Origin of the sequence: Pelagibius sp. Alg239-R121 (assembly GCF_947331435.1) — a bacterium.
In the GTDB taxonomy this organism is placed as follows: domain Bacteria; phylum Pseudomonadota; class Alphaproteobacteria; order Kiloniellales; family Kiloniellaceae; genus Denitrobaculum.
On sequence record NZ_CAMZOF010000002.1, the window covers coordinates 271251 to 291794 of the forward strand.

The 20544-nt window shown below is 59.1% G+C and carries 21 protein-coding genes and 1 other RNA gene; 7 read left to right on the forward strand and 15 right to left on the reverse strand.

The window, feature by feature from the left end:
- Positions 1-8: 8 nt before the first annotated feature.
- From QMZ18_RS08500 to QMZ18_RS08510, 3 genes are all read right to left on the reverse strand, one after another.
- Positions 9-1247, reverse strand: coding sequence for a DUF2336 domain-containing protein (locus QMZ18_RS08500; protein WP_282605850.1), 1239 nt, complete (start codon positions 1245-1247; stop codon positions 9-11).
- A 6-nt stretch (positions 1248-1253) separates the two neighbouring features.
- The gene (locus QMZ18_RS08505; RefSeq protein ID WP_282605851.1) at positions 1254-3077 is read right to left on the reverse strand and encodes a sensor domain-containing diguanylate cyclase; all 1824 of its coding nucleotides are present in this window, start codon (positions 3075-3077) and stop codon (positions 1254-1256) included.
- A gap of 250 nt (positions 3078-3327) precedes the next feature.
- Positions 3328-3900, reverse strand: a complete 573-nt coding sequence (locus tag QMZ18_RS08510) for a helix-turn-helix domain-containing protein (RefSeq protein ID WP_282605852.1) — start codon at positions 3898-3900, stop codon at positions 3328-3330.
- 91 nt (positions 3901-3991) lie between these two features.
- Here QMZ18_RS08510 and QMZ18_RS08515 point away from each other — a divergent pair, with 91 nt between their 5' ends.
- The 5 genes from QMZ18_RS08515 to QMZ18_RS08535 all read left to right on the forward strand — a co-directional run bounded on the left by QMZ18_RS08515 (position 3992) and on the right by QMZ18_RS08535 (position 7865).
- The gene (locus QMZ18_RS08515) at positions 3992-4303 is read left to right on the forward strand and encodes a hypothetical protein (RefSeq protein WP_282605853.1); all 312 of its coding nucleotides are present in this window, start codon (positions 3992-3994) and stop codon (positions 4301-4303) included.
- 47 nt (positions 4304-4350) lie between these two features.
- Positions 4351-5073, forward strand: coding sequence for a pyrimidine 5'-nucleotidase (locus QMZ18_RS08520; protein ID WP_282605854.1), 723 nt, complete (start codon positions 4351-4353; stop codon positions 5071-5073).
- Positions 5074-5290: 217 nt separating this feature from the next.
- Positions 5291-6136 (forward strand): 2,3,4,5-tetrahydropyridine-2,6-dicarboxylate N-succinyltransferase, encoded by an 846-nt coding sequence (dapD, locus tag QMZ18_RS08525; RefSeq protein ID WP_282605855.1) that lies wholly within the window; start codon positions 5291-5293, stop codon positions 6134-6136.
- A gap of 26 nt (positions 6137-6162) precedes the next feature.
- A complete protein-coding gene (dapE, locus tag QMZ18_RS08530) occupies positions 6163-7317 on the forward strand; it encodes a succinyl-diaminopimelate desuccinylase (RefSeq protein WP_282605856.1) in 1155 nt (384 codons plus the stop codon).
- Entirely contained in the window at positions 7314-7865 is a 552-nt protein-coding gene (locus QMZ18_RS08535) for a hypothetical protein (RefSeq protein ID WP_282605857.1), read from the forward strand. Before dapE ends, QMZ18_RS08535 begins: the two co-directional genes overlap by 4 nt.
- Here the strand turns inward: QMZ18_RS08535 and QMZ18_RS08540 are convergent, their stop codons facing one another.
- From QMZ18_RS08540 to def, 4 genes are all read right to left on the reverse strand, one after another.
- Entirely contained in the window at positions 7866-9083 is a 1218-nt protein-coding gene (locus tag QMZ18_RS08540) for a multidrug effflux MFS transporter (protein WP_282605858.1), read from the reverse strand.
- 30 nt (positions 9084-9113) lie between these two features.
- A complete protein-coding gene (truA, locus tag QMZ18_RS08545; protein ID WP_282605859.1) occupies positions 9114-9854 on the reverse strand; it encodes a tRNA pseudouridine(38-40) synthase TruA in 741 nt (246 codons plus the stop codon).
- On the reverse strand, positions 9851-10789 hold the full coding sequence (gene fmt / locus QMZ18_RS08550; RefSeq protein WP_282605860.1) for a methionyl-tRNA formyltransferase: 939 nt from the start codon (positions 10787-10789) through the stop codon (positions 9851-9853). The genes truA and fmt overlap by 4 nt, the downstream gene beginning before the upstream one ends.
- A 198-nt stretch (positions 10790-10987) precedes the next feature.
- Positions 10988-11524, reverse strand: a complete 537-nt coding sequence (def, locus tag QMZ18_RS08555; protein WP_282605861.1) for a peptide deformylase — start codon at positions 11522-11524, stop codon at positions 10988-10990.
- 277 nt (positions 11525-11801) lie between these two features.
- Here def and QMZ18_RS08560 point away from each other — a divergent pair, with 277 nt between their 5' ends.
- Positions 11802-12923, forward strand: a complete 1122-nt coding sequence (locus tag QMZ18_RS08560) for a DNA recombination protein RmuC (protein WP_282605862.1) — start codon at positions 11802-11804, stop codon at positions 12921-12923.
- A gap of 3 nt (positions 12924-12926) precedes the next feature.
- Here QMZ18_RS08560 and QMZ18_RS08565 read toward each other — a convergent pair whose 3' ends face one another.
- Positions 12927-13673, reverse strand: coding sequence for a winged helix-turn-helix domain-containing protein (locus tag QMZ18_RS08565; protein ID WP_322097174.1), 747 nt, complete (start codon positions 13671-13673; stop codon positions 12927-12929).
- Between the two features lie 35 nt (positions 13674-13708).
- Between QMZ18_RS08565 and QMZ18_RS08570 the strand changes: the two genes are divergently transcribed.
- Positions 13709-14335, forward strand: coding sequence for a LysE family translocator (locus QMZ18_RS08570; RefSeq protein ID WP_282605863.1), 627 nt, complete (start codon positions 13709-13711; stop codon positions 14333-14335).
- A gap of 24 nt (positions 14336-14359) precedes the next feature.
- On the opposite strand, the gene QMZ18_RS08575 is transcribed toward QMZ18_RS08570, so the two are convergent.
- The 7 genes from QMZ18_RS08575 to QMZ18_RS08605 all read right to left on the reverse strand — a co-directional run bounded on the left by QMZ18_RS08575 (position 14360) and on the right by QMZ18_RS08605 (position 20495).
- A complete protein-coding gene (locus QMZ18_RS08575; protein ID WP_282605864.1) occupies positions 14360-15793 on the reverse strand; it encodes a DUF4139 domain-containing protein in 1434 nt (477 codons plus the stop codon).
- A 112-nt stretch (positions 15794-15905) separates the two neighbouring features.
- Positions 15906-16502, reverse strand: coding sequence for a recombination mediator RecR (recR, locus tag QMZ18_RS08580; RefSeq protein WP_282605865.1), 597 nt, complete (start codon positions 16500-16502; stop codon positions 15906-15908).
- A gap of 34 nt (positions 16503-16536) precedes the next feature.
- The gene (locus QMZ18_RS08585) at positions 16537-16860 is read right to left on the reverse strand and encodes a YbaB/EbfC family nucleoid-associated protein (RefSeq protein WP_282605866.1); all 324 of its coding nucleotides are present in this window, start codon (positions 16858-16860) and stop codon (positions 16537-16539) included.
- A gap of 8 nt (positions 16861-16868) precedes the next feature.
- Positions 16869-18851 carry a DNA polymerase III subunit gamma/tau gene (locus QMZ18_RS08590; RefSeq protein WP_282605867.1) on the reverse strand — a complete coding sequence of 661 codons (1983 nt, stop codon included), beginning with the start codon at positions 18849-18851 and terminating at the stop codon, positions 16869-16871.
- A gap of 103 nt (positions 18852-18954) precedes the next feature.
- An RNA gene (gene ffs / locus QMZ18_RS08595) (signal recognition particle sRNA small type) lies at positions 18955-19051 on the reverse strand.
- A 232-nt stretch (positions 19052-19283) separates the two neighbouring features.
- Positions 19284-19799 carry a DinB family protein gene (locus QMZ18_RS08600; protein WP_282605868.1) on the reverse strand — a complete coding sequence of 172 codons (516 nt, stop codon included), beginning with the start codon at positions 19797-19799 and terminating at the stop codon, positions 19284-19286.
- A 63-nt stretch (positions 19800-19862) separates the two neighbouring features.
- Positions 19863-20495: a DUF6134 family protein gene (locus tag QMZ18_RS08605; protein ID WP_282605869.1), complete on the reverse strand. Its 633-nt coding sequence runs from the start codon at positions 20493-20495 to the stop codon at positions 19863-19865.
- Positions 20496-20544: the final 49 nt, after the last annotated feature.

The following is a 20544-nucleotide window of genomic DNA, read 5'->3' on the forward strand; positions in this document are numbered from 1 at the left end:
CGGCTGATTTATGCGGTCTGAAAAAGCTTCAGTTGCAGGAGCATTTCCTTATCCTCCATCGGGTAATCACCATCATTGACCGCGTGCAGCAGCTGGTTCGGCGGAATTCCACCCAGCTGCTGCTGGATCTGCATCGCGAAGCGCATGGAGCAATTGGCTTTCCAAGCCAGGGCCGTGACGCCCTTGGCGGATCGGGACGTCAGGATTTCGCCAACCTGGTCCGCCGGCAGCTCGGAACGCACAGCTAGTCCGGAACGAACCAATGCGCGATCGCCAGCGATCAGGGCTTCCGACAACGTCTCGTCGTCCAACTTTCCCGATGCGTGCAACTGTTCAGCCCGTTTGAAAGAGTCTTCGGCTTCGCCGGATTCCTCCGCTTCGAGCCGGCGATTCATTTCTGCTTCGAGGATCTGGGCCGTCTCTTCATCCAGTCCCGCACGCCGTTCCAGGCTTCTGAGCAGAGACTTGGCAACAAATGTAGCGAGCCGGCGCGTGGCCTTCGACGAAAGCTGAGGCCGTTCGACCAGGGGCTTATGCCAGGCTTCAACCTGCGGCGCCTGCTCAACCAGTTTATCGAGCATTTCCTCACGTATCTGAGCAGACTTGTTTTCGAGCAACGCGGTCACCGCCTCGCGATCCTCAGTAGTCACAATGGCGTCGGTTACCGCCTCACCCAGGCCCTGGCGCCGGGAAATAGCGCTCAGGCGCCCGCTGGCACATCCACCATCGATGATCTCCAGGAGATCCTCGTCGCTCAGCAGTGGCGAAAACTGGAGGATTGGGTTTGCAACGACATCTTCGATGTCTTTGGCAAGGCGCCGGATCACGGCTGGCGGTGCGTGTGTTACGTCCTTTAAGGTATCGGCAAGCACCTGACGGACTCGCGTCGTCTGATCCTGCGCGAGAATATCCAGCACATCGTTGATGTAACGTTCGGCCTTCTCACGCTGATCACTGTCCAACTCCGGACGCAGGGTTGAGATTTTCGACGCAAGGTCGATCCTGACGGATTCATCGCTGTCTCGAGCGAGGATCAAATCAGCCTGAACCGGTGTTTGGTTGTTCGACGCAATCTGACGGCGGACTTCAGCCGAGGGATCGTCCGCCATGTAATAGAGGATCTCGGGGCGAAGATCACTCCGCTGGGCCAGAGTTAACCGCACCGAGAGGTCGGAGTTCTTGGCAAGTTCCTTGGACTCTTCATAGGATATCGGTGTCTGATTGGACACAGCCGCTGTTTCCCCCATTGTTCGTTACTCCTCAGCTTCGCCGGCCGGTGGGGCAACTTCGAACCCACCTTTTCCACGTCGCTTTGCCGCATACATCGCAGTGTCCGCCCGTTGCGCAAGCGACTCCAGATCCTCGTTTGAAGCCGGATCCCAGGCGGCGATGCCAAGGGAGAAGCCCAGTGGGTTGTCCGGAGCACCAGACTGCGCTCTCAACTGCGCGGATGCCTGGATCAGCTCCTCGGCCTTTCGCTCGACCGCCTCGGCAGACATATCATCGAAGAAGAGAGCAAATTCATCGCCACCCAGACGCGCAGCAACATCGCGACTCCGCGTCTGGCCGCGCAGGATTTCGGTGACCGTCAAAAGCACGTCATCACCAGCCTGATGCCCGAAGCGGTCGTTGACCAGCTTGAAGTTGTCCAGATCGATGTAGAATAATGCTGCTGAACTGCCGCGTTTGCTGGCCCAATCGAAGCGAGATTCAAGAGCTTCACCAAAACTGCGACGGTTAAGCAAGCCGGTTAAGGGATCCGTGGCCGAAAGGCGTTCCAGTTCCTCCTGCCGGAGGAGTTGTCGATTAGCCAAGCCCAACTGGATGACCACCTCGCGCAAAACAAAGAGGTCTTCGGGGCGCCATGCCCGCATCCCCTCGTTCCGCCAGACTGTGGCGATACCGTTAATCTCGCCATCGTATTCTGTCGCCAGCGACAGCACGACGACGCCATCGTCACCGGTCTCGGCCTCGACAGCGCCTTTAAGGATCTCGTCGACTTGCGCCGACAGCAGCGCTTCTGGAATCGCTTCGCCTGCCTCTGCAGCAGCAACCATGCTGCCATCCTCGCTCTTGCGGTGAATGACAGCCCCAGTGGCAGGCAATGCCGGTAAAAGCGAACTGGCGGCGGCGGCAAGCATGCGTTCCGGCTCAATTTCATCGCGCACCATCCGCAGGATGTAACCCAGCAGCCGCTCGCGGTTCTGTGCGCCAGCGCGGGCAACTTCCTGACTTCGCAAGTCGGTCACGTCACGACAGAGGCCGCGAGCACCGCCCCAAACGCCGTTTGCAGTGGTAAGAGGCAAGGCGGTAACCAGCAAACAGACGCTTTCGCCCTCGGCATCGCGAACCCAGCATTCCTGTTCGCTGACAGCCGAAGTCACGGTAAAAGGAGACACTCCAACTGCATCAGATAGCAACGACTTGGCAGAGATTCCAGCGAGCTCGGAAGCCGCATAGCCCAGAGCCCCCCTAGGGGAAACGAAGGTGAAATCACCGTCGGCATCTGTTTCCCAGGCAAAATCAGCCGAGATCTCTACCAAATCCTTGTAACGCTGCCGGGATTCAACCAATGCCGCGCGTAAACTCCGTTCCAGAGTGACGTCGCGTCCCAGCAACAAAGCTGCTGCGCCCTCCACCCAGGGGAGAACGGCAACATCGAAAGCCTGAACGACGGGTGCGTTCTCCGCCATTGCTGTGCTGGCCTGCGCATTGATGCTGACATCCGGCGTAACGCCGCCTGCAGCTTCAAGCTCCTCTAGGCCGTTGGCCTGAGGTTTGGAGCGGACGAGCAGAGGATTGACCTGCGCCGCTTTACCGATCAGCGCCGCATCGATTGCCGCAAGCAATTCAACTGGCGGCTCTCCGCGCAACAAGTCTGCAAGCGGATCGGCGTCAGCATTGGCACCCAGAACCAAACCGTTCCGGCCAACCACCATGGCTGCGCCAGGATAGCTCTCGAAGGGTCCGCCCGGTGCAAAAAGAGCCAAGTCGGCGAAACTGCCTGGCACAGCTTGCTCCGGCACGGCGTCTGGGCTCGGCTGCTCTGAAGCCTGTAACGGCTGTGTCTTCGCCATAATTGAACGCTCATCCTGAGGAACAAATGATGCAACTGATTGTGCCCGGGCCAATACCTTCAGCCCGCGATGGGAAGACTGCCTTAATCCCGTTAACAGCCGCTTAAATCCGGTCGTTCCCATCAAACAAGCCATGCTGGGCCGTTGTGGTTCCACACCCAGTTTTATTCGGTAAAACATGTAGTTAAACTGCGGAATCACCAATTCTTCGGCACTGCGTTCGAATGACGGCAGTTATACGTGGAATTCGCTAGATCGATGATGACCCCAGATCCATGGCGAGATAGTAACTACAGGGACTCTCGCCATCGTTGCGATATACATGCCGACTGTCACCGGCATAGTAAATGCTGTCCCCAGCCTCAAGCTGGAAAATTATTCCATCGAGAATCAAGGTTAAAACACCCTGCTCAACAGCGAGATACTCCCGAGAACCCGGCCGATGCGGCCCGAATTCACCGGCGTCCACGCCTGGCTCAATGGTTGTCCGCATAAGCTCAAATTCGATTCCCGGCAGAACCGGCGAGAGAATTCTCCGTTGCCAGCCCGACCTGTCGTCCATCACAATCTGCTCATCGCGGCGCAATACCTCGACCCGCGGCAACGATTCGTCTTCGACTAGCCGGGCAATTGAGCTATTCAATGCCGTCGCGATCTGATGCAACACCTGGATCGAAGCAACCTTTTCACCCCGCTCGACGGCCGACAGCATACTGACGCTGACGGTCGCGCGCTCCGACAAATCCTGCAGCGAAAAACCCCGCTTGAGACGTAGATTGCGAACACGGTCTCCGATCTCGGCGATATCCAGCGATTCCGTCATGGATTCAGGTGCTTCACTTTCGTAGAATTATTCCTCTATAGTGGAATATAGCAAATCAAAGCTGAGTCGGCCAGTACAGAAGGATATGTCAATGCCAGGGAGTCGCGGCTCCAGATCGCAGCTTTGGCCTTATGGGCAGCGCACCCTGTCGGGCTATCGCGAACCCGAACTCCAGGCTTTGCGCGCGCCGAGCTCACCTTTGCCTGCCATCGGGCACAATAACGGACCGCCTCTGACCATTTCGAACGGCTGGGCCAAGATCTGCTGGAAAAAGGCTCAACAAGAAGCCTGGAAGACCCCACCTATCGAAGTGGTGCGCAGTCGAATGAAACGCGCCAAGGAGCTGGGCATGAGCTACCGTGAATATACCTTGGAGATTCTGGAGCGCGGGCGTTATCTATGATCAGTGGATGACCACGATGCGATTGATTAATCGGTGTGACGAGCGTGATGAACGAAAACAACAACGGACCTTTACCGGCTCGCAGCTCTGGTGAAGCGGTTTCGCTGCCACATATCGAAACCTGGATCTTCGATCTAGACAACACGCTCTACCCGGAGTCCTGCAGCCTCTTCGATCAGGTCGACCGGCGCATGGGCCTCTTTGTCGAGCAGTTGCTGGATATGGACCGTGTCAGCGCGCGCACTCTGCAAAAACAATTGTTCCGAGAACACGGCACGACCCTGCGCGGCTTGATGACGGTGCACGGGATCGACCCACAGAGCTATCTTGATTTCGTACATCAGATCGACGTATCCGGCATTTCACACGATGCAGAGCTCGATCGGGCATTAGAGCGACTTCCAGGACGCAAGGTGATCTTTACTAACGCGTCGGTGCCCCACGCACAGAACGTGATGGAACGCCTCGGCATCGCGTCGCACTTCAGCGATATCTATGATATTGCCCGTGCGGATTACCTGCCCAAACCGGCGCGTGCGACCTACGAGGATTTCGTCTCGACACTGGACGTCGATCCGGCGAGAGCAATCTTCTTTGAGGATACGGCGCGGAATCTTGAACCTGCTGCGGCCATGGGCATGACGACTGTGTGGCTTGAAACCTTCAGCAATGGAAGCGCCCAGGGCGCTGAAAACGACTACGTGCATCACAGAACCAACGATCTGTCAGCGTGGCTCACAGCCGTTTCCCTGGATGCAGCGCCGCGATAGCCGCGACGTGTAAAGCGCGTTTACCCCGGCATCATCATCCAGGCCGGCCGTTGGCCACCAAAACAGTCTCGCCCGGCCCAAAACATCGGCGTTGAAACCAATCTCTGAATCATTGACAGCGCCCGGCCCCTCGCGCATCTTCCCACGGCTCAAACTTGGCGCCCGAACGGACGTCCGGACCAAGGAATTCCAACGATCTTTACGCTATGGATTTGATATGAACGCCTCTGCCCTTCAAAGCACCATCGACGCCGCCTGGGAAAACCGTGACCAGGTTTCTCCTGCCACCAGCGGTGAGATCCGCGATGCCGTGATGGAGGCCCTGAACGGTCTCGACGCCGGAACCTATCGAGTTGCCGAAAAGAACGATGCCGGTTGGCAGGTTAATCAATGGCTGAAGAAAGCGGTTCTGCTGTCTTTTCGTTTGAATGACATGACCACGATTCCCGGCGGTCCGGGCCAATCCACCAGTTGGTGGGACAAAGTCCCGTCGAAATTTGAAGGCTGGGGCGAGAATCGTTTTCGGGATGCCGGCTTCCGCGCTGTACCAAACTGCACGGTGCGCCATTCTGCCTTCATCGCGCCAGGCGTAGTGCTGATGCCAAGCTTCGTCAATCTCGGCGCCTATGTCGACAGCGGCACCATGGTCGACACCTGGGCCACGGTAGGTTCCTGTGCTCAGATCGGTAAGAACGTCCACCTCTCAGGCGGCGCCGGTATCGGCGGTGTTCTTGAGCCGCTGCAGGCCGGGCCGGTCATCATCGAAGACAACTGCTTTGTCGGCGCCCGCTCCGAGGTCGTCGAAGGCGTTGTCGTCGAAGAAGGTTCCGTCCTTTCCATGGGTGTCTACATCGGTGCTTCGACCAAGATCGTCAATCGGATCACTGGCGAGATTCACATGGGCCGGGTTCCGGCCTATTCCGTCGTTGTGCCCGGGGCGCTTCCCGGTAAACCGCTGCCAGACGGAACCCCGGGTCCCAGTCTCTATTGCGCCGTGATCATCAAACAGGTCGACGAGCGCACCCGTTCCAAGACGTCGATCAACGAACTGCTGCGCGACTAGAGGCGAGGCAGGGTAAATCGCAGAACATGAGCAGTCTCCCCAACGTCGTTGAACTCAGCCAGCAATTGATTCGCTGCCCTTCGGTCACACCGAACGAAGGCGGCGCGCTCGACCTTCTCGAGCAGGTTCTCAATGGGCTGGGTTTCACCTGTCACCGCGAGACCTTCTCAGACGCTGGCATTCCAGACGTCGAGAACCTCTATGCCCGCCTGGGCAGCAGCGGGCCCAACTTCTGCTATGCCGGCCATACTGACGTCGTCCCGGTCGGCGACGCGGCCGCCTGGAAGGTCGATCCCTTTGGCGGTGAGATCATCGACGACGTGCTTTACGGCCGTGGCGCCGTCGACATGAAGGGCTCGATAGCCTGCTTCGTAACGGCCTTGGCCGGCTTTCTGGAGAAGCATGGTTCGGATTTCGGCGGCTCGATCAGCCTGCTGATCACCGGCGACGAGGAAGACATCTGTATCAACGGTACCCGCAAGATGTTGCAGTGGGTCGCAGCGCAGGAAGAGACTCTGGATTGCTGCCTTGTCGGAGAACCAACGAGCAACGCTCGCTTAGGCGACATGATCAAGATTGGCCGCCGCGGCAGTTTGAACGGCCGCCTGACGGTTTTCGGCACCCAAGGACATACGGCCTATCCGCAACTGGCGAACAACCCGACCCACAGTCTGGTGCGGATGCTGCATGGTCTCTCGACGGAATCGCTCGATAGCGGTAGCGAACACTTTCCCCCCTCCAGTCTGCAGATCACGTCGGTCGATGTCGGCAATCCGGTGACCAACGTAATTCCGGCCGATGCCACAGCCATGTTCAACGTCCGCTTCAACGACCTTTACAGCAGTAAAGGGGTTCTCGACTGGGTACGCGAACGCCTGGACAGAGTCGGTGGGCGTTACGATCTCGACTTGAAAGTCTCGGGGGAATCCTTTCTCTCCACGCCCGGCCCTTTCAGCGATCTGATCGCGGCCTCTGTAACCGAAGTAACCGGTCAATCCCCGGAACTGGGCACCACGGGCGGCACGTCAGACGCGCGTTTCATCAAGGATTTCTGCCCGGTGGCGGAACTGGGGCTGTTGAACGACACCGCGCACAAAATCGACGAGCGGGTACCGCTTTCCGACCTCAAACAACTGGAAGCAATCTACGGCGGCATATTGGAAGGCTACTTTAAGGAATGAGACCCTCTTTAGGAGAGGTTTCCGTCGCTCTCTATGGCGCCTGGCGGCTGATGCGGTTTGACCCGAACGGCCTAAACTACTTCGACTCGACAGCTGAGGCTTTCTGGAAGTCTTTCTACGCTGCCATAATTTGCCTCCCCGGAATTGCGATTGTCATGCTGACAACGGGTAGCAGTGAAGCCTCCCTGCACGCTATCATCAGCAATTGCTCCGCGTATCTGGCCGGGTGGCTGGTACTGGCTGTGGTAGTGCATGGCATCTGTGACGCAATTGGTCAGCAAGCTAAATTCATTGGCTGTATCGTCGCCATCAACTGGTCGAACGTCCTGCAAACCTATTTGATTCTTCCCATTGCCTTTCTCAGGTCATTCGAGGGAACGCCCGGCCTCTGGACCATCATGTTTCTTGGCGCCCTTCTATTTATGCTTGTCTACGAGGGTTATGTCTTTAGCCGTAGCCTCGAGATTTCAGGATTGGCGGCGGCAGGTTTGGTGGCAGTGGATTTCATGATCTCGCTGCTTCTAAAATCGATCGTCAATTCACCGTAATCACGCCGCTGCGCGGAATACTCTCCAGGTTTCGTAAATCACCAATGCGCCAATGCCGCAGGCAGCGACGGTGATGGCCATAGGATAGGCGGTGCCGTCGTAGAAGGTATTGATCGATGCGGCTCCCAGCGCGCCGCCCCCCATCTCGACCGCACTCAGCAGGGCCGACGCCAACCCGCCACCGGTACCGGCCGCCGCCAGCGCCCGTACCGGCGCCGTCACAAAGATCAGTGCCAGGCCAAGCCCGAAAAATGACATCGCCCCTGCCAGGGCAAGGGGCGTTTCCAGGTCCATCACCAGCAACAGCGGCAGTAACGCACCGCCCAGGGCCATGAACACGAGACTGCTGCGCAACAGCCATTCGCTGGGCACTTTTTCAATGATGCGGCTGGCGATCAGGTTGCCGACGAAGTAGGCGCCGACCACGATGGCCTGATAGTAGCCGTAATCCTGCGGCCGTACGCCGAGCCGGTCGATCAACACGAACGGCGCGCCGGCAACGAAAGCAAAGAGGCCCGCCAACGAAAGCGCAAGTATCGTGACGTAGATCATGTAATCCGGTTTCAGCAACAGCCCCAGATAACCGAACAGCAGGCGGCGCGGCCGCAAAGCCTCACGATCCGGCGTTGTCGTCTCCGACAAGAAGCGCCAGATCAAAAGCGTGATCACCGCGACGACCGCGGAGACCAGCAGGAAATTCGCCCGCCAGCCAAACCAGACAAAGACATAACCGCCCAGCAGGGGACCGATCGCCGGCGCGACCGAAATCGACATACCGTAGATCCCGAGCATCTTTGCGGCTTTGGTATCGTCGTAGAGATCACGGATGACAGCCAGAATCAAAACCGCTTCGGCACTGGCGGCCGCACCCTGGAGCGTCCGCGCAATCACCAGCTGTCCGATCGACTGCGCGGCTGCACAGGCAAGGCTGGCCAGCAGAAATCCGATCATGCCGATCAGCAGGATGGGCCGCCGGCCAAAGCGATCGGACAAAGGCCCATGAATCAGCTGCGCGAGAGCGAAGCCGGCCAGATTGAGGCTCATGGTCAACTGGACGCTCTTGGCGTCGGTCGAAAAATACTCCGGCAGGTAAGGCAAACTCGGCAGATAGATATCCGTCGAGAGCACGCTGGCGAAGCTCGCAGAGATCAGGACCGTCGGTACCATGATCGCCGTGAAGCGGTCGAATTGGGGCGCACCCGCCCGCGAACCGTTCATTGACCGAAGTCCCACATCATTCCGGGTTTCTCATTCAAACGCCACGCCAACGAAATAGAGGCCGTGGGCCGGAGCCGTGGGACCCGCAGCGCTGCGATCACAGGCTTCCAACGCCGCCTTGAATTCTTCGGCACTCCACTTGCCCTCGCCCACCAGTTTGAGGGTGCCCACGATGTTGCGCACCTGGTGATGCAGGAACGACCTGGCCGCCACTCTTAAATGTATCTCCTCGCCATCGCGCGCCACCGCAATCTCATCCAGAGTCTTCATGGGGGAATTGGCCTGGCACTGGCTCGCGCGGAAGGAAGAAAAGTCGTGATGCCCGACCAGACATTGCGCTGCCTCGTTCATGGCATCGGCATCCAGCGGCACAGGCACGAACCAGGCGCGCCCCAGATCCAGCGCAAGCGGAGCGCGGCGATTGACGATGCGATAAAGGTAACTGCGCCCGACAGCCGAAAAACGCGCATGAAAATCCGCGTCCACCGCCTCCGCCGACAGGACCGCCACCCGCACCTCCTTCAGATGCGCATTGATCGCCTTACAGACGGTATTTGCGTCGGTGTCTTTGGCGATATCGAGCGTGACCACCTGTCCGAACGCGTGCACCCCCGCATCGGTCCGACCGGAGGCCGAGGCCGTGACGGTCTCGCCACAAAAGAGTTTAACCGCGCGCTCGATCTCTGCCTGCACACTCGGCCCGTTGTCCTGGCGCTGCCAACCGACAAAGTCGCCGCCGTGATATTCGACGACAAGTTTGTATCGGGTCACGAGCCTGCATCCTCAAGAAGTACCGTGCCGGCCGGGAGTGCGAAGCCGTTTAGAAAATCCTTGGCGGCCATGGGACCTTTGCCGGGACGCTGAAGCCGAAGCAGCCGCAGGGCGCCCGCGCCGCAAGCGACGGTAAGAACATCGTCGAGCACCTTGCCCGGCGGCCCGTTCTCTTTGACTGCGGCAACCTCCAGCACCTTGATACGTTCCTTGCCGAGCGGGAAAACCGCCCCAGGCCAAGGCGTAAAGGCCCGCACCTGCCGCGCCAGCTCAACCGCGGGACGCCGCCAGTCGAGCAGACTTTCGGCTTTGCTGAGCTTTGCCGCGTAGGTGATCCCCTCAGTCGGCTGGGGAGTTGGCGCGAGGCGGCCTTCTTCGATGCCACACAGACCCTCGACGATCAGGCGCCCGCCGAGATCAGCAAGTTGATCATGCAGATCGGAGGCCGTCGTCTGCTCGGTGATCGGCTGCTTCGCAGACGTAATCATGCCCCCGGTATCGAGGCCCTCGTCCATCTGCATGATGGTCACACCGCTCTCGGCGTCGCCGGCAAGAATCGCGCGCTGGATCGGCGCAGCCCCGCGCCAGCGCGGCAGCAAAGATGCATGAATGTTCAGACAACCCAACCTCGGGGCCTCGAGAATTGCCTTCGGCAGGATCAGGCCATAAGCCGCCACAACGGCAACATCCAGGTCCAATGCCGCAAAAGCAGCCTGCTCGGTTTCGTTTTTCAGGTCTTTAGGGGTTCGGACTTCCCAACCTTGCGCGGCGGCATAGGCATGGACCGGTGAGGGCCGCTCCTTATGGCCTCGCCCGGCAGGGCGTGGTGGCTGTGAATAAACGGCGGCAATTTCATGCCCCGCCTCGGCCAGAGCGCGCAGGCTGGAGACTGCAAAGTCCGGCGTTCCCATAAAGGCGAGTCTGAGCCGTGTCATTGCTTTCCCCTGAACCCTTCGTTGAAACGCGAAACGCCTGTTCCACCGGCACCGGTACAACAAACTGGAACAAACCAAACATCCACCCGGCCGTACAAGAGCACAGCCGGAGGGGGTTCTTTAACAGGGAGTACCGATATTAGGCAACGCTGGTCAGCGCAGCCGCTCATGCAGATTTGGTCAAATCGGTTCGGCCGCTTATCCGGCCTTTTCAAGCTCGGACGGCGGGTTGGCTTTCCGGGCCTTGAGCAGCTTGCGCAAGATCATGTTGCGTTTCAGCGCCGAGATGTGATCGACGAAGAGAATGCCGTCGAGATGATCGATCTCATGCTGGATGCAGGTCGCCAGCAGGCCTTCGGCCTCCAATTCCTGCGCTTTCCCCATTTCATCGAGGTAGGAAACCTTGATTTCAGCCGGCCGTACGACTTCGGCATAGTGCTCCGGCAGGGAAAGACAGCCCTCGTCATAGCTTGCGTCGTGATCCGAGACCCAGGTGAGTTCCGGATTGACCATTCTGAGAGGAGCGTTTTCCTCGTCTTCATTCGAAACATCGACGACGATCGCACGCTTCAGCGCGCCAACCTGGGGTGCCGCCAGACCGATCCCAGGTGCCTCGTACATGGTTTCCAGCATGTCATTGAGCAGCTGGCGCATCTCGTCGTCCACCTGTTCAACTGTGGCGCAGGCCTGTTTCAGACGCGGATCAGGGGCCGTAATGATGGGCAACAGGGCCATGGTTCAGCTTCACATCAAATCGTTCGTACAAAGAATATTCCCTTAGGTATTGCCGCAAAGTAAAGGCGTCAAGCCACTTAAGAGCCACAACGCCCCCTTGGACCGGCGATTTCGCCCTTTAAAGCTCCCATCACCGGCTCAAACCGGCGCCTGCACTCCGAGCGCAGAGATGCTAATCTTACGCCTGATCGATTCGCTGGCTTCCGGCTCTGGGCCCAGGCACTGAATCACAACTGGCTACTAACAGGCGGTGTTAGCACCGCAAATTGGGAAAAACATGACCCTGACCATCGTTGCTCTGGTGATCGCTGCGCTCGCCGTCGCGGCCCTTTGCTTCTGTATTTTTGCTATGATTTCAATGCGCAAATCGGCTGAACAGGACAATCGCGAATCTGTCGAGCTTACCGGGCGGGTCAGTCAGTTAACCGAGACCCTCGCCTCCACACAGGCCCAAACCGCCGACCGTTTCCAGGCGCAGGAACGCGCAATAGGCAAACTGCTGGAAGAACGCCTGGGCGATCTGACAAAACGGGTCGGCGACCGCCTGCAGGATCACGCGACCCGGAGCCAAACGGCGCTGGGCGCCCTCGGCGAACGGCTTGCCGTTATCGATCAGGCCCAGAAGAACATAACCGAGCTTTCGTCTCAGGTCGTCGGATTGCAGGATATCCTGGCCAACAAGCAGGCACGCGGTGCCTTTGGCGAGGTTCAGCTTTCGGACATCGTCACATCGATTCTGCCCCCTTCGGCCTATAGTTTCCAAACCGCAGTCGGCGAAAACCGGCGGGTTGACTGCCTGCTGCACCTGCCCAATCCTCCTGGTTCCATCGCCATTGATTCGAAATTTCCGCTGGAAAGCTATCAGGCCCTGCGCGAAGCCAAAGACGAAGCTGCATCGTTACAGGCAAGGCGTGCATTCGTCGCCGATGTGCGCAAGCATATTAAGGACATTGCAGATCGCTACATCGTTCCCGGCGAAACCGCCGAGTCGGCGCTCATGTTCTTGCCCAGCGAAGCGGTTTACGCGGAACTGCATGCCAATTTCCGAAACGTGGTCGAAGACTCCTACAAAGCGCGTGTCTGGATCGTTTCTCCGACCACGCTCATGGCCACGCTCAATACCGTACGTGCCGTTTTGAAAGACGTGCGTATGCGCGAACAAGCCGGCGTAATCCAGACCGAGGTGCAAAAGATGCTGCTGGACGTAGGACGGCTGGACGAGAGAGTCGACAAGCTGCAGCGCCATTTCCAGCAGGCCGATCGGGACATTCGCGACATCCGGACATCGGCCGATAAGATTACCAAGCGCGGCGAAAAGATCGAAGAACTGCAGTTGGAAGACGCCACGGACATCAGCGCCGAACTGGCCCCCGTCAAACCAAGGCTGGTGGCGGAATAGTTCTTACTGCGGCAGGTCTATCCCAAAGGTTTCGGCCAATCCGGCCCGGCCTGCAGTCGTCACCGTGACGCTTCGGCTGCCGTTCTTGGTCTGCAGCCAACCCTGCGTCTCGCAACGTGACAGAAAAGCAGCTCCCAGCGCACCACCCAGATGAGCACGTCGTTCACTCCAATCCAGACAGCGGCGGGCAAAAGCGCGGCGCTTGCCGCGCAGGGCCGTCACTTCGATACCGAATTCCTCGAGCGCGGCAGCGCCCCGATCGTTGATTTCGAAGTCTTCTTCGGCCTCGGTCAAGTACCCCAGGTCGAGGAAACGTTCGACGATGGTCACCGCGACCTGCCCGGCCAGATGATCGTAACAGGTGCGGGCGAAGCGCATTGCCTCGTCGCGCGGTCCCGTCGGGCGATAGCGGGGCGCGCCGTGCTGGGCAACCACGGAAATCGCTTCGATGGCCTGCGCGATCTCAGGTCCGGCGAGACGGAAGTAGCGGTGGCGGCCCTGGCGTTCGACCACCAGCATGTTGGCCTCCCTAAGCTTGGCAAGGTGACCGCTGGCGGTCTGGGGTGTCACCCCCGCTACATGGGCAAGCTCGGTTGCGGTCAGCGCTCGGCCGTCCATCAAGGCGGAGAGCATGTTGGCGCGCGCAGGATCACCGATCAGCGCCGCCGCTTCTGCAATGTAGGGACCCTCAATCATACTACGATGATAGCCGAAGTGTTGTTGATCGACAAGCCTCACCAGATGCTGCACTGTGAGTTCGCAACATAAGAGAGGAGACCGCTGTCATGACCCTGGCGGAATGGCTGACCTTCGTCGCGATATGGACTGTACTTTCCCTGCCACTCGGACCCAATGCCATCAACTGCATGACCGCAGCAGTCTCCAATGGCACACGCCGGGCACTCTGGACCGTGCTGGGCATCGCCCTAGCCGGTCTCACCCACATGGCAATCGCGACCCTGGGTTTCGGCACCCTGCTTCTGGCCTATGCGGAGTTATACCTGGTCCTAAAGTGGCTGGGTATCGCCTATCTGGTTTGGCTCGGTGTTTCGCTGTGGCGGAAGCCGGTAATGGCGGCAAGCCTGGGGGAACGTGAGGTGCAACCGGCTGCGAGCTTGGTCCGGCGTGGCTTTACCATCTCCATGAGCAATCCCAAGGCGATCCTGAGTTATATGGCCGCCTTCCCGCAGTTTATCGTTGCCGGTGAGCCTCTAATACCGCAGTTGATCGTTATCGTGCCCACGGCGATCACGATCATCATCCTGGTCTACAGCGGCTACACGGCCGCCGGTGGCGGGCTTGCCAAGCTCCTGACAAGTGTCGCCAGGCAACGCCTATTCAACCGGGCGGCTGCCAGCTTCTATCTCGTCATCGCCGGAGCGCTCGCGTTTTCCGATACACGCCGGGCGTAAAGCCAAACTGCACCGCCGCCAGTTTTAACGGCTCACGCGCATCCGATAGGTCAGAGTCGTGGATCCACCCGCAGGAACCTCCAGCTTCCAGACAAGTTGATTGGCTGTTTCCGCCTCGTGCGCGCTGGTTTCCTTAAGCATCTTCCAGCCCGACGGGAAGAAACCGGCAACCTCTACAGTGACGGCTTCGTCCTTGGCGTTTTCGACAACGATTTCCTGCTCCGACTCATAGGTATCGCGGGAAATCCGGTCCACGGCGGTATGCCTCGCACGCGCTGTGATGTCGAAAGCCTCCCCAAGCCTCAACTCAGCCTTCTCTCCTTCCGGCGTGTGATTCAGATGGTCCTCGCCCAGGAACAGGCTGCCCTTCTGTGTCGACTGATAGACCCGGACGATTCCGGCTGGCAGCGGCAAACCCAGACCCGTCTCCTCGCCGTTCTCGATCTCCAGGGTGATGGCCGCATTGACCGGGCCGATCTCGTTGGCGCCGCCATGGGCATTCGCCAGACCCTCGAAGCGGTAGGTCTTAAGGACAGCAACGCCATTTGCCGACAAAAGGCTGATCTGTTTGGTTTCGCGCGCCCCAATCGCAACAGCGCGTTCCAAGTCATAGACATAGCGGTCACCGGCAGACTGCGGTGCCGACATATCGGCTTCCGCACTCTCCATCATCGCGCCCTGTGCCCGCATAGCCATCATAGCTTGCTTTGGTTTGGGTGTCTGTTGGTTCACCTGTCCGGCCACAAGCCGAAGTGTCGCGTCCTCAAACTCCGAACCTGTGCTGTTTCTGAGCGTCACCATGGCCGAGAGATCAAGCCGGTCTTCCGCTTCGTTCAGTTCGGCCACGTAGTCAGCACTCCAGGAAAGCCCACCCGTCAGATAGCGCAGCGCCAGTTCGCCGGCACCACCCGCAGCACTTTCGATCTCAGCCACCAAAGTGGGTTTTTCGCGCAGACCTTCGGGAATCTCGTCAAAGACAAGTCGTCCCGGCACGTTGGTCTCAATGCGGTTGCCGATCTGAAGCACGATGCCCTGGGTGATACTGATCAGCCGCGCAGTGACAAAAGTTTCCTCGCCGGTCGTTGGATGGGTCCGTATGACGCGAACGTCCTTGCCAACGGAGGCTTCCAGCAGTTTCTGCTGAGAGATCAGATTGGCATCGAAAGACTGCTCGAGAACCCGGAAACCTTCGCCGCCGATCAAGGCGGTTTGCGGGAGAAGATTTGCAGGCAGCCCTTCGATCGCAACCTTGGTCCGGCCCTTCGGCAGCTCCAGGCCCCGGATTTCGCTGATCAGGGCCAAGTCCTGATTGTAAACCGTCAAGGCCACCGTTTTGCGTGCGTCCTCTCCGATCTTCAGCTCCGCAGCCATGGCCGTCATGACCAGGGAAACGGTCAGAACTGCAGCCGTGGCGCCGGAAAACCCTGCCCGCTTCGCCAAATTCGCAAATCCAGTCATGGAAATCTCCAAAGTGGTAATTCAGCCCGAAACCTGCGCAATGATTGTGGCAAGACGGCGGCGCAAAGATGTTAAAGACCGCGCAAATCCCGCAATGGCTTTGCCGTCACAATCACCCTGCCGGGCGTCTCGCCTGCAGCGCCGCTGTCAGGGTTCCATCGTCCAGATAGTCGAGCTCCCCCCCCACGGGCACGCCGTGGGCAAGACGCGAAATCTTAACGTTGCTGCCGGTCAGGCTTTCCGCAATGTAATGGCCCGTCGTTTGGCCATCGACCGTGGCGCCAAGAGCCAGAATGATCTCAGTCACGGCGCTGTCTTCGACGCGTCCGCGCAGAGAGCCAATGTTCAGTTGCTCCGGGCCCCGGCCGTCCAGCGCCGAGAGTGTCCCGCCGACCACATGATAGCGTCCTTTGAAGGCGCCGCTGCGCTCCAGCGCCCAAAGATCACCAACCTCCTCCACGACACAGATAATCGAAGCGTCGCGCTTGGGATCGTCACAGATATCGCAGGGATCACTGGTATCCAGATTGCCGCAGTTCGAACAGGTGCGGATGTTATCCGCCGCCCGTTGGATGGCGGTTCCCAGCGGCAGCATCAAGCCTTCGCGCTTTTTGATCAGGTGCAGCGCGGCGCGGCGCGCGGAACGCGGCCCCATGCCCGGCAGGCGGGCGAGAAGCTGGATCAGACGCTCGATATCGTTTTGTGCCATAGAGGAAGCCGGATATGTACCGAAGAACGCGCGATCAGAAGGGCAGCTTGAAGCCTTCCGGCAGGTTCAGTCCGCCGGTCATGTCTTTCATCTTGTCGGCTACTTCGGCTTCGACCTTTTGCTTCGCGTCGTTGCTGGCCGCGACGATCAGATCTTCGAGAACCTCCGGATCCTTGGGATCGATCAGCGCCGGATCGATCTTGACAGACCGCATCTCGCTCTTGCCGTTCAGGGTCACGCGCACCATACCACCACCGGCCACGCCGGTGATTTCCAGATCGGCCAGTTTTTCCTGCATTTCAGCCATCTTGGACTGCATCTGCTGGGCCTGTTTCATCATCTGAGCGAGGTTTTTCATATCACTTCCTATTCATCGACCGGCACTTCATCGCCGATCGGGAGATCTTCGTCTGTTATCACGTCTTCGCCGATCGGCGGCACGAATTCACCCTGTGGCAGTGTCATGGTGCCATTGCGGCGTGCAACCACCTTGGCACCCGGGAAGGACGCCATCACCGCTTTGACAAGCGGGTCTTCCATGGCAACGGCCGTCAGCTTCTCTTCAACCGCGTCTTCCTGGTCTCTTACCGAGGGCGCGCCCGCCTCGCTGGAGACGCTGACCACCCAACGGCGTCCGGTCCAGTCCTGCAGCAGATTTCCCAGGCGCCCGGCCAGATCGCGCGGGGCATCGTCCTTAGGTCGAAATTCGATCGCACCTTCTGCAAAGCTGACCAAATGAACATCGTTGACAAGGTGGGCCGCAACAATCGCCTCACGCCGGCTGCGGGCCAGTTCGATCACCTCGGAAAACGACTTCGGCGCCGGCGATTGAGCGGCGGCGGCTTGTGGAGCGGCAACCGGCGCAGCTTCCTTAGGCGCCGGCGTCGAGGCTGTTTCCGTCTCAGCCGCATCCATCGGCATTGTCTCAACAAGCATGGGCTCAACTGCGCGCAACATTGCGGCGCCAGCACCCTGACCGGATACAGCCCGCGGCGCCTCTTGCAGAACGGGCGCCACCGAGGATGACGATTGCGGTGTGGATCCGCCAGAGCCAGCCTGCGGGGCAGAGCTTGTGGTGTTCGCGCCACCGCTTGGACCCGACTGTAGCTGCTTAACAAGATCGCCCGGGGTCGGCAGTTCGCTGGCATATGCCAGGCGAATCAGAACCATTTCGGTTGCCTGCAGCGGATTTGGCGCGCTTTGAACCTCGCCCAGACCCTTGAGCAGGATCTGCCAGGTTCTTGTCAGCACAGGCATGGAGAGCTTTTCAGACAACTCTTTGCCGCGCAGGCGCTCGGCCTCCGGCACGCCCGGCGCCGACAGGCTTTCGGGTGTCAGGCGGGCCCGGGTCAGGAAATGGGAAAAGTCCATCAGATCCTGGATAACGACGGCTGGAACCGCTCCGGACGCGTAAAGGTCTTCCAATATCGTCAGTGCTTCTGCGGTTGCACCGCGCATCACCGAATCGAAGAGATCAAGCACCCGGGTCCGGTCCGCCAATCCAAGCATATCACGGACCTGCCCGGCATCGATCCGACGGCCACCCAACGCGATCGCCTGATCCAGAAGCGATAGTCCGTCCCGGACCGAGCCATCCGCGGCCCGGGCCAGCATGGCCAGCGCTTCTGCATCGATTTCGACGGATTCGGCTTTGGCAATCGTGGCGAAATGGGCCGCGAGCGTATCATGTCCGACCCGGCGCAGGTCGAAGCGCTGACAGCGTGAGAGCACGGTAATCGGAACCTTCCGGATTTCCGTGGTCGCGAAGATGAAGATGACATGCTCTGGCGGCTCTTCCAACGTCTTCAACAGGGCGTTGAAGGCATTGTTGGAGAGCATATGGACTTCGTCGATGATGTAGATCTTGTTGCGTGCCGAGACGGGACGGTAACGCACACCTTCGATCAGCTCTCGAATATCAGCAACACCGGTCCGGCTCGCAGCATCCATTTCGATTACATCGACGTGACGGTCCTGGGCGATCGAGACGCAAAACTCACACTGGCCGCAGGGTTGCGGCGTGGGCCCGCCCTTGCCGTCAGAGCCGACACAATTCAACGCCCGGGCGATAATGCGGGCGGTCGTGGTTTTCCCCACACCACGTACGCCGGTCAGGATAAAGGCGTGCGCCATGCGGCCAGATTCGATCGCGTTGGTCAGAGTCCGGACCAGCGCTTCCTGGCCGATGAGATCAGCAAAATTTGCGGGGCGGTACTTTCGCGCGAGAACGCGGTAGGGATCGCTTGATTCTTGCGACCCGGGACCGTCGGAATCTGTGCTCTTCGGGCTGACATCAGACGAAGCTGTTGTTTCGGGGGCCGGGGACTCGATTATCGGTTGATCCGTCATCCTTGAGCGCTCGAAAACTGCGGCACCACAGTCGGGTGCCTTCCCCGCCAATGCTCTCTCAGGCTTATCGATGACGCGCAAGCCCGCGGCGTTGCCTGATGAGGTGGGAGGCTGAACCCTCGACCCGGGCCAAACTCGTTACGGCTGCTTCCTTCCGGATCTGACCGGGTTGGCGAGCGGTCCGTCCGCGGCCAACCTCCCTGTTGGACTATATCAATCTTCTGCGCCTCCAAGGCAAGGGATTTAGAGTGCGATCGCTCTTGATTTTTTCCTTCATGAGCAGGAATCGCCCTCTGGCCATACTTAGAAGTGACAGATTCACGTTTCACTTCGGGTCGAAGCCAGACGATCAGGCTCTCGATTGCAATGTTCATGAAACTTTGTTTCCGCGTCCGGTGAGCGGAGTTGACGCACGAATCGCCTTGGTAGGCATTATTTTTCCACCGATTCCTGAAGATCGGGCATCCAGGGTATATCCGTGGCGCCAATATCCAAACCTTGCTGTGAAAGCAGCGTCGTGAGCTGGCCCCGATGATGGGTCTGGTGATTGAACATATGCAGGACCAACAGCCATGCAGGCTGGCTGCGGGTCATTCCATCTACTCCGCTGGTCCAGGAGGACGGCGCCGCCAGCCAGTTGCGATCGAGCCCGTCCGTCCACGCAAGAATATCCCTGTCCATCTCCTCCCGTGCCTGACGCAGCTCGTCAAAGGATTCATAAAGGTCGGCACCGATAGGCCTGGTTTCGTAGGCTTGGCCCGTAAAACGCTTCATCCAGGCCCGGTCGCCGAACAGCAGGTGGTTCAAAGTGCTGTGGATGGACTTGAAAAAGGCCCCGTCATCACGTCTGCGAACCGTATCGTCGATGCCTGCGCAAACATCGTAGAGTTTGACGTTCATCCAGGCATTGTATTTGGCAAAACGCTGAAAGGCTTCAGGTTCAATCACCCAGGGCCTCCTTTCCCTCTCTGGCAGATCGTCGTGCCGCAATCCGGGCCGGCGAACTAGGATTTATCGCAGTTCGGCGACGAACTCGGACCCGTCTCGCGCCAGATAGCTCATCCGAACCAGGGCGCAATGCTCATCGTACCAAAGAATCCGCTGAATCTGGCCGGCAATTTCGAAACGGCGCGTTTCCACCAGCTTGCCTTGAACCTCGAGCATTTCCAGCCCGCGGTCCTGACCCGTAACGACCTTGACCATCCCATCGACACCATCCCAGAGTGCCTGAGAAGCCGGTGTGTCGCGATGCCAGAAACTTGCCGGCACGATAAAGCCGGAAACAGTAAAGGACTGGCCATTGACCCGGCCGATAAAGATGTCGTCGATACGCTCGGCGCGCACCAGATAGCGCGCACCATCGTCGTCCGTGTCGGCCACAAAAGCCTCCAGGCGCCCGCCCAGCCAACTTTCCTCTGCATGATGACGATAGCGGTAAAGCACGGTCTGTCCGCGGTTCACCTCGATATCGATGCTGCTGCGCACGAAGAACTGCCCGTCCTGTCGCGAAAAATTAAAGCTTTGGGTTCCGACCCGCGCCCCGTTTCGCGAAATATCGAATTGCCGTTCGCCGTCAGCGGGAAATCTGAGGCACTCCGCCGCGAGGGACGGTGCCGAAATGAAAAGGGTTAAGGCCGCAGCCAAAGCGGTCGACCTGCACAAACGCAAGACCACCGCGCGCGCCAAGATCCTG